We start from the raw sequence: 13,682 nt of genomic DNA on the forward strand, positions 1-13,682 counted from the left end.
CATTCAGGCCCGGTACAGGCACCTGCAGACTCACCCAACAGTAGCGCCAAAATGCCGTTCTTGCGCCATCGACTCAAGGATTTTCATGGATTACTTCATCATTTTCGTCACAACGGTCGCCGGTCTGTACTTCCATTGGTGGCTGTACATGCGGATCAAACGCTGGATGGATCGCGACCTGGCGCTGTCGCTGGCGGGCAAGGATGAAGAAAAACGTACCTTCATGCTCGAACAATTAGCCCACGCCCGGTTGCAGAAAATCAAGCGCCGGGATCTGCCGCAATGGCTTGAGGCCGCTGCGGCAGGCTATCTTGCCCGGTAGACTGTTTACGGTGCCAGTCGTTCAAGCGACCAGTCGGCGCCCTGCAAGCGGTAGTTGAGGCGATCGTGCAGACGGCTCGGACGGCCCTGCCAGAATTCGATGCGCTCGGGCAGCAAACGATAACCACCCCAGTGTTCCGGGCAATCCGGCTGGGTATCGCTGAAACGCTGCTCGGTGGCTTTGAGCAAATCTTCCAGTTCGCCACGGCCGTTGATCACCCGGCTCTGCGGTGAAGCCCAGGCACCGAGGCGACTGCCCAGCGGCCGCACCTGATAATACGCATCGGACTCTGCTGGCGTGACCTTCACCACCCGCCCTTCGATGCGTACCTGACGCTCCAGGGTGGGCCAGAAGAACGTCATGGCGGCAAACGGATTTGCCGCCAGATGCTGACCCTTGGCACTTTCGTAGTTGGTGAAAAAGGTGAAACCCTGCTCGTCCAGGCCCTTGAGCAGCAGAATGCGGCAATGTGGACGCCCGTCCGCATCGACCGTCGCCACGGTCATGGCGTTGGCCTCCACCGGCGCCTGTTCGGTTTTCACCGCGTCGGCAAACCATTGATGGAACAGCGCGAACGGCTCGGCCGGGGCTTGCGCCTCGGTCAAACCATCCCGCGTGTAATCGCGACGCATATCAGCCAGAGCCTGGGTCATGGCGCATTCCTTTTCGTTAGCGGATTACTGCTTGGTAGCATCGGTCGCCGCGACTTTCTTGTCGGTGGCGGCGGCTTTGGCCGGAGCGGTTTTCTTCACCGGGGTTTTGGCCGGCGCTTTCTTGGCTGGGGTCGCGGCTTTTTTCACCGGGGCCTTTTTGCTCGCAGGCACTGCGGCTTTCTTCGCGGCCGGAGCCGGGGTAACCGGTTTGGCGACTGGCTTGACGTCCTGCGCGGCGACCATGGTCACTGGCGCCGGGGTCGGCATGTTGTATTTGCTGAGCAGCGCAACCATGGTGTTCTGCGGGGTCACCAACAGCTCGACGCGACGGTTCAGGGCACGGCCCTCGGCGCTGTCGTTGGCCGCACGCGGGGCATCGGAGCCCATGCCGCGCAGCATCAGGCGATCACGCTGCAAGCCGCTGAGGCGGAAGATCGCCGCGATGGATTGGGCGCGTTCCTGGCTGAGCTTGATATTAGCCGGCGCCGCGCCGGTGTTGTCGCTGTGACCGAGTACCAGAACAGCGGTTTTCGGGTCAGCTTCAAGCAGCTTCGCGACATTGGTGAACGGGCTGAGGGTGACTGGCAACAGCATGGCCGGACGCTTCGGGTTGAACGAACCCTCGACCGGAGCAATCACCACCAGAACGTTTTCACGGCGCTCGAGTTGCAGATTGCTGTCCTTGATCGCGGCACGCAGGCGTGGTTCGTAATCGTCGAGCCAGGCCTGGGTGACTTTCGGGTCAGGCATCGGCACGGCTTTAGTGGTTGGTTGATCCTTGCCACCGAACGGCCACCACCAGTGAGTCCCGGTGTCGGCATCAGCCTTGGCCACGGCGACCGGTTTGGCTTCAGGTTTTACTTCTGGCTTCACATCAGCCTTGGCGGCCGAATCACTGGAGCCGAACGGCCAGTACCAAGGATTGCTGCTCTCGGCCTTGGCGACTGGAGCAACGGCGGCTGGCTTCAGCGCAACGGGTGCAGGAGCGGGAGCTGGAGCCGGCTCTTTGGCAGCCACTTTGTCGGAAGATCCGAACGACCACCAACTGCTGCCGTCCGCGTCATTTTTAGGAGTCTGTGCACAACCGGTAATCGCAACACACAGGGCCAGGGCGAGAGTTTTTTTAGATGACATTGAAAATCCACAAAATAAAGTAATGAAAAATCAGAGCTCTTTGCCCGGATAAACAGACGCTTTGAATCAAAAAAGCAAACGAGGTTCCGAATCCGCAACCTCGCTCAGTGTTTTACAGACAAGTGGCAAGCACCCGCGCCAGGTTCTGCGCACGCGGGTCCATCAAGACGTACGGCCCAAGGGTATTTGTCACAAAACCGAACGCAACATCATGTTCCGGGTCAGCAAAACCGATGGAACCGCCCGCCCCCGGATGGCCGAACGCCCGCGGGCCCAAGCCGTAGGTGGCGTTTGGCACATCGGGTTGATCGAGCATGCAACCAAGACCGAAACGGGTGCGGGTCAGCAGGGTTTTGTCTTCGCCCAGGCTGTGTTCGCGGGTGAGTTCGTTGAGCATTTCGCCTTCGAGCAGGCTGCCATCGAGCAACCCGGCATAAAAACCGGCCAGACTGCGCGCATTGCCGTGACCATTGGCCGCTGGCTGCTGCATGCGCCGCCACTCCGGCTTGTTGGTGCTGGTGAGTACCGACGGCGGATTGGTGAAGGCGCGGGTGGTCATCGCTGTAGGCTCGCGCATGGTCACCTGCAACAGACGTTGAGCGGCGGCATCACCGACATTTCCCTTGCCTCGGGCGATGTGCGCCACGCGGTGGAATTCTTCGTCAGCGAGGCCGACGTGGAAGTCCAGCCCCAATGGCTTGGCGATACGCGCAACGATGGATTCGCCCGGCCCGCGACCGTCAGCGCGGCGCAACAACTCGCCAACCAGCCAGCCGTAAGTGATCGCGGCATAACCGTGACCAGTGCCCGGCGTCCACCACGGGGCTTCCGCCGCGAGGGCATCGACCATGGTTTGCCATTGATAAAGAGCTTCAGGGGCAAGCAATTCGCGCAGGGCCGGCAGACCTGCCTGATGGCAGAGCAGTTGGCGCAGGGTTACCGATTCTTTGCCGGCAGCGGCGAATTCCGGCCAGTAGCGGGCAACCGGAACATCCAGTTGCAGCTTGCCTTCGGCCACCAGTTGCAGCGCAGTGACCGCCGTGAAGGTTTTGGTGCAGGAGAACAGGTTGGCGATGGTGTCGCTGTGCCAGGCTTCGCTGCCGTCCTTGTCGGCAGTGCCGGACCAGAGATCGAGGACCGTTTCGCCGCCGACCTGAATGCACAACGCTGCGCCGCGTTCCTGGGAATCGTCGAACAGTGCCGCGAAGGCTTCGCGCACCGGCTCGAATTGAAGCTCGTAATGTCCCTGAATCTGCACCCGCAACTCCCCCGCGAAAACGCTCTACAAAGTGGTCGGCATTGTTCCAGCCCTTGAGGGATTTGGGAACAGCCTTGGGCCGGGTGGTCGCCCGCCCTTCAGATTTATTCAGACGATACCGGCTAACTGTGGCGAGGGGGCTTGCCCCCGTTCGGCTGCGCAGCAGTCGCAAAAACTGAGCACCTGACGGGATGGGGAGAACGCCAAGGGCCGCTACGCAGCCCAACGGGGGCAAGCCCCCTCGCCACAATGTTGATCAGTGTCCGTTACCGGAATGCCCGCCCGCATGGCCTGCGCCCTGCCCCGGGCCTTTGCCGGCCTCGCCCTTGCGCCCGCCTTGTGACTCATGGTCGGCCTTGTCCGCCGCTTTTTCGGCTTCTTTGCCGAGCTGATCGACGGCTTGCAGGTTGCTCGTGCGCACGGCTTCGACAAAGCCCTGATACGGCAGATCGGTAATGCCGACCAGGCCGAAATGACCATTCTCGCCATCCAGCAAACGCCCGGTCACCGGTTGATCCAGATACTGGAACCAGTGCACGCCGACAATCGACGGCTCGCTCAACGCCTGTTTGAGGAAGTTCGCATAAGCCGGAGCGCGATCTTCTTCTTTGGCCAATTGCGTCACACCGCCCCAGAACGGGCCACGGTCGGCAGAGCCAAAGTTGAACTCGGTAATCAGTACCGGTTTGTCGAGGGCACGCAACGCGGCGAAGTCATAACCGTCCTGCGGCTTGAGCGTGTACATGTTGAAGCTCAGCACGTCGCAATACTGCGCACAGGAGGCCACGGCTTCCGGGGTGCTGATGGCGAAACGGCCGCCGAGCAGCAACTGGTTCGGCGCGTGCCATTTCAGGGAATCGGAAATGGTCTTGAAGTAGGTGTCGGCGAAAACCTTCTGGAAGTATTTGAAGTCGGCCTCGATTTCCGGGTGTTCCGGATTCGGCAGCGGCGGCTCAAAACCGGGATCTTCCATCAATTCCCACGCCGGCAGATCGATGCCCCACGCCTTCGACAGCCCCGCCTGATTGCGGTACTTGTCGCGCAACTGCTTGAGGAACGCGCGTTTGGCCGGCACGTCGGTGGTCATTTTCAGCGTGCCGTAAGCCAGCGCATAACGGGATTTCGCGTCATCACCGGGACCGGCCCAGGCCAGTTCGTTGTCGGCGAAATAACCGATCAGCCACGGGTCGTCGCGGTGATCGCGGGCAGCGATGGCAACCGCGCGTTCGGTGGCCATGGCGAAGCGCGGATCGAACGGATCGGGCATGCCGCCCCACCAGTCGCTACCGGTGCTGATGCTGGTGTAATCGCCGACAATCGACAGCGGCAAGGTGTACGGCACGCGTTCGGCGTCGCTCAGTTGCGGCGCGCTCCAGTTGCCAACCGTGTTGAAGCCCCATGCTTGCAGGCGATCAAGGGTATGCGTGGCCCACTTCTGCTCATCGAATGCGGCGTTGCAAGGTGCGGCTGGCTCAGCCGCCTGTTCGCTTTTCGCTTCCTTCGCGCAAGGTTCACCGTTCAGCCGTTGCAGGTTGGCACCGTAAAAATCGTACCAGCGCCCGGTGCCGTAGCCTCGGCCCTGATCACTGCCGTTGCCGCCACGGTTATCACCTTCGCCAAAATGCCTGGCGAGTGGCTCATCGGCTTTGGGCAGGGATTCAAACATCCACTCGCGACCGGCCACGTAGGTCTGATCGACATCCGGGCTGACGGTGTTGACGCCAAGCGAATAGAACGGATGCCCTTCAGGCGTTACCAGATACCAGCGTCCGTCACGTTTTTCGGTGCGGAAGAAGCCGCTGGCCTTGAACGCCGGGCCTTTGTTCCAGCCGCCGAATTTGTCCAGCGAAGACTTTTCGCGCTCGGCCAGCCAGGTTTTCAGCTGTTGCTGTTCCTTGGTGGCGGCGGATTTCAGTTGCTCGTCGCTGGTGACTTTTTCCGGCCACTTGGCCCGGGTCGATTGCCCATAGGCGTCGACCAGATTGCCGTAAACGGCCTGGGTCACCGACTCGCTGTCCTGCACGCCAAAGCGCTCAAGCAGCAGGCTCTGGGCGACTTTTGGTTGATCCATCGACAGACTGACCGACACCACCTGGCTGCGATCGATCTCACCGCTGCTGCTGGCCAGCAAAATCCGCTGACCGTCGACGGTCATCGGCATCGGCGGCCCGGCCTTCATGCCCAGGCTCAACGGCGAACTGGCCACCAGCGGCACCAACAGCGTTTGCGCCGGGCCGGCTGGCAGATCGACGCGGCTGACCAAGGTCTTGCCGTCGTTGCTCTGGATCTGCACGTAAACCGTTACCGCCCAGTTCATCGCACTTTGAATGCGCAGGCTCATGGCGCCGGACTGCGACCAGTCCCAGGCGCCGGTCTGCGGTGTCAGGCGCAAGGTCGGACGGGCCACCGGGTTGAACGTCACCCGGCGCAGCACTTCGCCTTCGGCGGTTTGTTCGGCGTTGGCTTGCGGCAGGTCGGCGTTTTCGGTCGCGACTTTGACTACGTCGGCCGGACGCACAAAGTTGAACAGGGTCTGCTGACCGGCAGGCGCGGCCAGCAACGGGACAGCAAAGATCAAGGCAAAAACGGCAGGCAACGAGCGGCGGATCATAAGAACGGAGTTCTCCCTAACGACCAAAAGGCCAATGGAAAAGCGATGGCAGAGAGATAGACAGCAAGGTGGGCAAAACAGCCCACCGTTGTCTCAGGATATTTCACGACGGAATGGCGGCAACGCATTGAGGATCGCCTTGCCATAGCGTTGGGTGACCAGTCGGCGGTCGAGCAAGGTGATGGTGCCGCGATCTTCTTCGGTTCGCAGCAGTCGGCCGCAGGCCTGAACCAGCTTGAGCGAGGCGTCGGGCACGGAGATTTCCATGAACGGATTACCGCCCCGGGCTTCGATCCACTCGGACAACGCGGCTTCGACCGGATCGTCCGGCACCGAGAATGGAATCTTGGCGATGACCACGTGCTCGCAGTACGCGCCGGGCAGGTCTACACCTTCCGCGAAACTGGCAAGCCCGAACAGCACGCTGGAGTCACCGCCATCGACCCGCGCTTTGTGCTTGTTCAGGGTTTCCTGTTTCGACAGGTTGCCTTGAATGAACACTTGCTTGCGCCAGTCGCGGTCGAGACCGTCAAACACGTCCTGCATCTGTTTGCGCGAAGAGAACAGCACCAGCGTGCCCCGCGAGCCTTCGACCAGCTCCGGCAGATCACGAATGATCGCGGCAGTATGGGCAGCGGCGTCACGCGGGTCGGCATTCAGGTTCGGCACCCGCAACACGCCAGCGTCGGCGTGATGGAACGGGCTCGGCACTACCGCAGTGACAGCTTTTTTCGGCAGACCGGCGCGCATGCGGAAGCGGTCGAAAGTACCGAGTGCGGTCAAAGTTGCCGAAGTCACCAGGCAACCGTAAGCCACGTTCCACAGGTTTCGCCGGAGCATTTCAGCCGCAAGGATCGGGCTGGCGTTGACCTCGATGTCGAACAGCGAGCCGCTCTCGGCGAGGGTCAGCCAACGCGCCATCGGCGGGTTGTCTTCCGGGTCTTCGACGGTGAATGCCGTCCACAACTCCCAGTTGCCGGTCGCACGCGACAGCAAGGTGCCGAACAGCGGATACCACTCTTCCGCCTGATTGCTGGCGATGCCGATGTTGACCTCACCGTCCATGCCTTCTTTCAGCAGATCGGTCAGGCGGGTGAACAGATCAGTCAGACGCGAGAAGCCTTTTTTCAGCTCGATGCCCATTTCGCGCATGTGCTCGGGAATCACCCCGCCGACGAACCGATGACGTGGCCGCTCGCGGCCTTCGACGTCTTCGCCGGGTTTGAAGTCGGCAACCTGCTCGCAGGCGCTGAACATGAACTGTTGCTGAGTCTTGATCTCACGCGCCAGCTCGGGAACCTGCTCGATCAACTTGCCGAGGTCGCCCGGCAACGGATGCTGGGCCAGCAGTTTGGTCAGGTTCTTGGCGGTGGCTTCCAGCCAGTCGGCGGTGGAGCGCAGGCGCGTGTAGTGCGCAAAGTGGCCGATGGCCTTGTCCGGCAGGTGGTGGCCTTCGTCGAACACATAAATCGTGTCACGCGGATCGGGCAACACCGCGCCGCCACCGAGGGCCAGATCCGCCAGCACCATGTCGTGGTTGGTGACGATCACGTCAACCTTGCCCATGCCTTCGCGCGCCTTATAGAAAGCGCACTGGCCGAAGTTCGGGCAATGACGGTTGGTGCATTGGCTGTGATCGGTGGTCAGGCGCGCCCAGTCGGCGTCTTCCAGAGCATTCGGCCAACTGTCGCGGTCGCCGTCCCACTTATTGCCGGCGAGCTTCTCGATCATGCTGGTGAACAGCTTCTGACTGGCCTCATCGACCTCGATCTTGAAGCCTTCTTCTTCGAACAGTTGAGCCGTGGCGGTTTGCGCGTGACCTTCCTGCAACAGCATGTCGAGCTTGGACAGGCACATGTAGCGGCCACGGCCCTTGGCCAGGGCGAAGGTGAAGCTCAGCCCGCTGTTGCGCATCAGGTCGGGCAAATCCTTGTAGACGATCTGCTCTTGCAGGGCCACGGTCGCGGTGGCAATCACCAGACGTTTGCCGGCAGCCTTCGCCGTAGGAATCGCCGCCATGCTGTAGGCCACGGTTTTACCAGTACCGGTGCCGGCTTCCACCGCGACAATCGCGGGGTCGCCACTGCGCCGGCCTTCGTCGTCGGTATCGATATCCCCGAGGACTTTGGCGATTTCGGCGATCATCAGGCGCTGGCCGTAACGCGGTTTGAGGCTCTTGGCTTCAAGAAAACGCGAATAGGCGCCCTGGATCGTGGTTTTGAGTTCAGTGCTGATCATTGAGTGTCGGGCGCAAAAACGCTGGATAAATTTTCAGTGGTTCGGTTCGGCGGCTATCATACCCCGCTAATTAGTCCCGCGCAGAACGGAGTACCCCAATGACACCTTTTAGCCTCGTTTATCCCCTGCATGTACTGGCCGCCCTGGTGTGGGTCGGCGGCATGTTTTTCGCCTGGATGGTCCTGCGCCCTGCGGCGATGAAGGCCCTGGACGGCCCCGGCCGACTGACGCTGTGGGTGGAAGTGTTTCAAGGTTTTTTCCGCTGGGTATGGGTCGCGGTGATCCTGCTGCCGATCAGCGGCGTCGGCATGCTGCATTTGCAGCAGGTCGGGTTCGAGACCGCGCCGAAGTATGTGCAGGTGATGATGGGTTTGTACGTGGTGATGACCGCGCTGTTTATCCGGATTCAGGGTTTGATGCTGCCGGAACTGCGTAAGGCGGTAGAGGCGAAGGACTGGCCGACGGGTGCGGCAGTGTTGGGGAAAATTCGGCGAGTGGTGGGGATTAATCTGATTGTCGGGTTGGTACTGGTGGCGATTGCGGCGGCCCGGCCGATTTTCTGATCAGCGCTACACATTTGCGAAAGTGAGCACCGATGTGGCGAGGGGATTTATCCCCGTTGGGTCGCGAAGCGGCCCCATCCTTTTAACTAAAAAGAGGGCCTGCTGCGCAGTCCAGCGGGGATAAATCCCCTCACCACAGGATTTCATCCACTTAAATATCGGTAGGTTTTCAAAGGCGCTGCACTGTCACCGAACCCGGCGACCCTACTGGCCCCGGCTGGCCATCAGCCCCGGCCTTGCCATTCTTGCCACCGTCGGCCTGATACACCAGACATCCCTTGGACTTGCCGCCCGCCCCCGCCTTGCCGCCCACGCCCGGTGCGCCACCGGCGCCACCGGCCACGTTGACCTTGATCAGCTCAGCGGGAAACGCCCGTGGCACTTCCAGACGCACCAGTGCGCCCGAAGCTCCCGGCTGGCCGTCGCTGCCATTGCTGCCGTCAGCGCCGTGACCGGCCTGACCGTAGGTGCAGCCCGGCGCTTCACCGTTGCCGCCATCAAGACCGATGAACCCCGGCGCACCGGTGCCGCCACGGGCATCGACCAGCAGTTGCGGTGCATTCAAAGCCTTGAATTGCAGATTCAGATTACGTCCCGAGCGCGCTGCTTTCTGATAAGTCCCCGGCGCCCCACGTGCGGTGATCTGGCTGCCTTCGCTCAGTTCGGCGCGAATGACTTTCATATCCAGCGCCTGTTCGCCCGGCACGATGGCAATACGTGCTTCATGGCCGAGGCGCAGTTCACCCACGCTCAGCTCGGTGACGTTCGCCGGAATCAGCAGGGTGCCGTAATCGGCAACTTCCAGTTTCTCCAGCTGCAAAGTGCTGGCGGTGTTCGGCAAACGCATCAGGGAATTGCTTTCGACACTCACCACCTGGGCGCAGGCCAGCGGGCTGATGAATGCAGCAAGAAGACAAAGTTTACGCATGGGAAGAAGCCTCCGGAGCGGCCGGGGCCGGGATGGTTTGCAGGTGGAATACGCCGAACAGCAGGATGCGCGCACGGTCACGCCAGGGATGCGGGCGACCTTGAAGGCTGCGATTGCACAGAAACATCTCCAGCACATGAATCAGCAACAACAGACCGCCGGCCAGATTGACCAGCAGGTGCAACGGATGCACGAACGGCATCAACTGATTGGCCAGCACCACGCAGCAAAACAGCAGGGTCAGCAAGCGCCCCAGCCCCCAAAACATCTTCATACGCTCCCCCGTATCTGAATTATTCTTTGGGCGCACATTAACGGCTTCCCGGGGGGATAAGCCAGAGGGGCAAAAGAAAAAAACCAATAAGCCGCCGGATGGCTGCCGGTTTCCCGACGTTCACCACCCGACAGCTCTAGTCCGCGGACTACAGACACGTCTTAGCGATTGATATGCAACTCCACCCGACGGTTTTTCGCCCGTCCGTCTTCGGTCGTGTTGTCGGCTACCGGTTCGCTCTCGCCACGCCCTTCGCTGGTGAGTTTGTTCGGTGCCAGGCCCTGACTCAGCAAGTACGCGGCGACGCTACTGGCGCGGCGTTCGGACAATGCCTGGTTATAGGCATCCGAACCCTTGCTGTCGGTGTGACCGACAACTTTGATGCTGACCACATCGGCATTGCGCAGTTTGTCCATCAACGTATCCAGCTGCGCTTTGGCCGCAGGCGTCAGGTCGGATTTGTCGAAATCGAACAGCACATTACCGGCGTCGCTGAGGGTGATGACTTCAGATTGCGGGGCCGGTTCGGCAGGTTTCTCGGTCACCGGATACTGCGGCAACGGGCAGCCACGGTGATCGACCGGGGTATTGGCCGGGGTGTCCGGGCAACGGTCGCGGCGGTCGAACACGCCATCGCCGTCTTCATCGCCATCCTGGGCGTAGCAGATCAGGCCGCCAGTCAGTATCCCCAGCGCTGCGCCGCCTCCGGCCCAGCCGCCACTTTCAATCGCGCCAAGACCGCCGCCGACCAGGCCGCCAATAAGGCTGCAGATCGGCCACGTACGTTGATTGAGGGGTGCAGTGCCATCGCTGTGGGTGGCGCAACCGGTCAATAAGCTGCCCAGCAGCAGAACCGGCAAGACGGACCTTGAGAAAACAGTCATTGTGAAAGCTCCTGTGTCACCGGCCCATACCGGTTACACAGGAGTAAAGACCCGCATCCGCGACTGCACAAGGCGCGGATGCGAGGGGGGCTAGCGTTGGATTTTGATTTCGGTACGACGGTTCTGTGCACGACCGTCTGCAGTTTTGTTGTCGGCCACTGGCTGGCTTTCACCCATACCATGCACCGAAACGAAGCTTGCGCGCGGCACACCCTGCTGGATCAGGTATTCCACCACCGAGTGCGCACGACGATCCGAGAGTTTTTTGTTGTAGGCATCGCTGCCGACGCTATCGGTATGACCGGTCACGGTCAGTTGCGCAGTAGAGGACTCCTGTTTCAGGCGAGTGGCGACTTTGTCGAGAACCTGTTTGTCAGGACCGGTCAGCGTGGCTTTGTCGAACTGGAAGTGCACATCACGAATGACGATGGTTTCTTCCTTGACCACTACCGCTTCTTCAACCACTGCCGCCGGGACTGGTGGAGGGCAGCCGTCAGCATCGACCTGCACGCCTTTAGGTGTGTGCGGGCACTTGTCGCGACTGTCCGGCACGCCATCGCCATCTTCGTCGCCATCGCCATGCACCCAGCAATAAGCCGCTGCCGTACCACCGACCAGCAAGGCGCCGTAACCGGCCCACGCCGAACTCTCAGTCGCGCCGATACCTGCGCCGACGACGCCACCGACCGCCGCACACGTCGGCCAGTCGGTTTTCTGTAAACCTGCGCAACCAGTCAACACACTGGTTAGCAGAATCAAAGGTAATGCTGTCCGAACTATGCTCATCTGGTTTTCTCCTGAGGGATCGGCTTAGAACCGATTCAGGGAGTAAAGACCGGAGTTTTAATCTCCGCCAGCAATAGGCCACCGCTGTTTGAGCGCGTGTTCACAGGACTTCGGCGCATTTGCCGCAAACCTGCGAGACAGGGCTCTTTGCCGCTGCGGTCAGGCAGGCTAGTCTTGGCGGTCTGATTGAGGAGCTTCGATGAACGTCGCCATTTCTTCCCGTACGCCGCAACAGGCATTGGCCGTTTTGCTGGATCGCTATGCGCCGGCACGCCTGCTGTTGATCGGCGCCAGCGAATTTCCGGCATTGAGCGCTTTCAAGGAAGCGCACCCGGACACTTTCGTTGCCCACACCGCACCCGGCGCCTTGCCCGCCGAGCTGGCGGCACAACGTTTCGATCTGGCGCTGGTGGTCGATTGCCTGGAGCATTTGCCGAAACGTGATGGCCTGAATCTTCTCGGCGGGATTCGCAACCTCAACGCCAGCCGCATCGCCGTGCTGGCGGACTTGTCGGCCTGCGGCTGGCAGGAAACCGATTTCTTTTCGCTGGCGCTGCAAGCCAGCGAGCGATTCCAGCGCGACGATCAAGTGTTGACCCTGTTCACCTATGATCTGCTTGACTACAAACAAGTCCCCGACTGGCTCAACTCACGGTTCTGGGCCAATCCGGAAAACTTCGGGAAATACTGGTGGTAATGCAATGAGTACAGCCATTTGCCCTTGCGGCAGCGGCAATCTGCTGGATGCCTGCTGCGGTCATTATCACGAAGGCCTGCCAGCCCCCTGCGCCGAGGCCTTGATGCGTTCGCGCTACAGCGCCTACGTGCTGGGCCTGATCGACTATCTGGTGGCGACCACCCTGCCCGCCCAGCAAACGGGACTGAATCGCCAGTCGATCAGCGACTGGAGTGCGCAGAGCACCTGGCTTGGCCTTGAGGTGGAAAGCTCGGAAGTGTTCGGCGGTCAGCCGGAGCATGCCTTCGTCACCTTCACCGCGCGCTGGCATGACAGTCAGGGCGAACACAGTCATCGTGAGCGTTCCTCGTTTGTGCAGAACGCCGGGCGTTGGTACTTCATTGACCCGACTGTGCAGTTGAAGCTGGGGCGCAACGATGCCTGCCCTTGCACCAGCGGGCAGAAGTTCAAAAAGTGTTGTGCGGGATATTTCGGCGGTTGAAGCGATTTTTTAACGGCTAGACTGAGCCTCAAAGGGAGTTCAACCATGCTCGGTCAGTGGCGCGTTATCAAAACCTTCACTCTGCTGCTGTTTCTGGGCTTGGGTGGCTGTGCGTCGTGGTTCAGCGATGACAGCCACGATCCCGCCGTGCATCTGGTGAAAGTCGAGGTGGTGCGGGCCAAACTGCTCGAACAGAAATTCATCCTGCATTTTCGCATCGACAACCCCAACGACAGCGAACTGACCGTGCGCGGGCTGGAATATCGCATCCATCTGGCTGACCTGTTACTGGCTGAAGGCGAGCATGAACGCTGGATCACCGTCGGCCCGAAAAGCAGCGCCTTTTACAAAGTGCCGATCCGTACCAACCTTTGGCCGCAGGTAAAAGAAGTGGTGAAAATGCTGAAAAGTCCCAATCAGCAGATCCCCTACCGGTTGCAGGGCGAGATGGAAACCGGTTTATTCATCGCCCACTACGTGCACCTGGAGCGCAATGGCGTGATAATCCCCGCCGATTTAATTCCGGAGCAACACCGATGACTCAGCAACCTCATGTTCATGGCCCTGACTGCAATCACGATCATGACCACGACCATCACGATCACGATCATGACCATGGCCATGTTCACGGCCCGAACTGCGGCCACGCCCATCAAGAGCCAGTGCGCAACGCTCTGAAAGACGTTGGCCGCAACGACCCGTGCCCATGCGGCAACGGCAAGAAGTTCAAGAAGTGCCACGGCGCTTGATGCTTCGGGCGAAGTTTAACTTCGCCTGACAGATCGCCTTCGCGAGCAGGCTCGCTCCCACAGTTGGATGCTGTACACCGCGGTCCCTGTGGGAGCTGGCTTGC

General features: G+C 60.6%; 15 protein-coding genes. 6 read left to right on the top strand and 9 right to left on the bottom strand.

Annotated elements, in window-relative coordinates; genetic code table 11:
- The first annotated feature begins 85 nt into the window (after nucleotides 1-85).
- Entirely contained in the window at nucleotides 86-322 is a 237-nt protein-coding gene (locus tag ACIOZM_RS20290) for a hypothetical protein (RefSeq protein WP_401216587.1), read from the top strand.
- Nucleotides 323-327: 5 nt separating this feature from the next.
- Here ACIOZM_RS20290 and pdxH read toward each other — a convergent pair whose 3' ends face one another.
- The 5 genes from pdxH to dinG form a co-directional block, all read right to left on the bottom strand.
- Nucleotides 328-975 carry a pyridoxamine 5'-phosphate oxidase gene (pdxH, locus tag ACIOZM_RS20295; protein WP_401216589.1) on the bottom strand — a complete coding sequence of 216 codons (648 nt, stop codon included), beginning with the start codon at nucleotides 973-975 and terminating at the stop codon, nucleotides 328-330.
- Between the two features lie 24 nt (nucleotides 976-999).
- The gene (locus tag ACIOZM_RS20300; protein WP_401216591.1) at nucleotides 1,000-2,109 is read right to left on the bottom strand and encodes an OmpA family protein; all 1,110 of its coding nucleotides are present in this window, start codon (nucleotides 2,107-2,109) and stop codon (nucleotides 1,000-1,002) included.
- Nucleotides 2,110-2,221: 112 nt separating this feature from the next.
- A complete protein-coding gene (locus tag ACIOZM_RS20305) occupies nucleotides 2,222-3,367 on the bottom strand; it encodes a serine hydrolase domain-containing protein (RefSeq protein ID WP_401216593.1) in 1,146 nt (381 codons plus the stop codon).
- A 256-nt stretch (nucleotides 3,368-3,623) separates the two neighbouring features.
- Nucleotides 3,624-5,978 carry a beta-galactosidase gene (locus ACIOZM_RS20310; protein WP_401216594.1) on the bottom strand — a complete coding sequence of 785 codons (2,355 nt, stop codon included), beginning with the start codon at nucleotides 5,976-5,978 and terminating at the stop codon, nucleotides 3,624-3,626.
- Between the two features lie 93 nt (nucleotides 5,979-6,071).
- Nucleotides 6,072-8,216, bottom strand: coding sequence for an ATP-dependent DNA helicase DinG (dinG, locus tag ACIOZM_RS20315; RefSeq protein ID WP_401216596.1), 2,145 nt, complete (start codon nucleotides 8,214-8,216; stop codon nucleotides 6,072-6,074).
- A 98-nt stretch (nucleotides 8,217-8,314) separates the two neighbouring features.
- Between dinG and ACIOZM_RS20320 the strand changes: the two genes are divergently transcribed.
- On the top strand, nucleotides 8,315-8,779 hold the full coding sequence (locus ACIOZM_RS20320; protein ID WP_401216598.1) for a CopD family protein: 465 nt from the start codon (nucleotides 8,315-8,317) through the stop codon (nucleotides 8,777-8,779).
- Between the two features lie 169 nt (nucleotides 8,780-8,948).
- On the opposite strand, the gene ACIOZM_RS20325 is transcribed toward ACIOZM_RS20320, so the two are convergent.
- The 4 genes from ACIOZM_RS20325 to ACIOZM_RS20340 form a co-directional block, all read right to left on the bottom strand.
- Entirely contained in the window at nucleotides 8,949-9,707 is a 759-nt protein-coding gene (locus tag ACIOZM_RS20325; protein WP_401216600.1) for a collagen-like protein, read from the bottom strand.
- Nucleotides 9,700-9,981 (bottom strand): DUF1145 domain-containing protein, encoded by a 282-nt coding sequence (locus tag ACIOZM_RS20330; RefSeq protein ID WP_401216602.1) that lies wholly within the window; start codon nucleotides 9,979-9,981, stop codon nucleotides 9,700-9,702. The genes ACIOZM_RS20325 and ACIOZM_RS20330 overlap by 8 nt, the downstream gene beginning before the upstream one ends.
- A 161-nt stretch (nucleotides 9,982-10,142) precedes the next feature.
- On the bottom strand, nucleotides 10,143-10,865 hold the full coding sequence (locus ACIOZM_RS20335; RefSeq protein WP_401216603.1) for an OmpA family protein: 723 nt from the start codon (nucleotides 10,863-10,865) through the stop codon (nucleotides 10,143-10,145).
- A 90-nt stretch (nucleotides 10,866-10,955) separates the two neighbouring features.
- The gene (locus ACIOZM_RS20340) at nucleotides 10,956-11,651 is read right to left on the bottom strand and encodes an OmpA family protein (RefSeq protein ID WP_401216605.1); all 696 of its coding nucleotides are present in this window, start codon (nucleotides 11,649-11,651) and stop codon (nucleotides 10,956-10,958) included.
- 199 nt (nucleotides 11,652-11,850) lie between these two features.
- On the opposite strand from ACIOZM_RS20340, the gene ACIOZM_RS20345 reads away from it, so the two are divergent.
- The 4 genes from ACIOZM_RS20345 to ACIOZM_RS20360 are packed head-to-tail and all read left to right on the top strand — an operon-like array spanning nucleotide 11,851 to nucleotide 13,578.
- On the top strand, nucleotides 11,851-12,348 hold the full coding sequence (locus ACIOZM_RS20345; protein WP_401216607.1) for a DUF6231 family protein: 498 nt from the start codon (nucleotides 11,851-11,853) through the stop codon (nucleotides 12,346-12,348).
- A 4-nt stretch (nucleotides 12,349-12,352) separates the two neighbouring features.
- Nucleotides 12,353-12,829: a YchJ family protein gene (locus ACIOZM_RS20350; RefSeq protein ID WP_401216609.1), complete on the top strand. Its 477-nt coding sequence runs from the start codon at nucleotides 12,353-12,355 to the stop codon at nucleotides 12,827-12,829.
- Between the two features lie 45 nt (nucleotides 12,830-12,874).
- On the top strand, nucleotides 12,875-13,369 hold the full coding sequence (locus ACIOZM_RS20355; protein WP_401216611.1) for an LEA type 2 family protein: 495 nt from the start codon (nucleotides 12,875-12,877) through the stop codon (nucleotides 13,367-13,369).
- Nucleotides 13,366-13,578, top strand: a complete 213-nt coding sequence (locus tag ACIOZM_RS20360) for an SEC-C metal-binding domain-containing protein (protein ID WP_401216612.1) — start codon at nucleotides 13,366-13,368, stop codon at nucleotides 13,576-13,578. The genes ACIOZM_RS20355 and ACIOZM_RS20360 overlap by 4 nt, the downstream gene beginning before the upstream one ends.
- Nucleotides 13,579-13,682: the final 104 nt, after the last annotated feature.

It is taken from the genome of Pseudomonas sp. NPDC087346 (genome assembly GCF_044744235.1).
In the GTDB taxonomy this organism is placed as follows: domain Bacteria; phylum Pseudomonadota; class Gammaproteobacteria; order Pseudomonadales; family Pseudomonadaceae; genus Aquipseudomonas.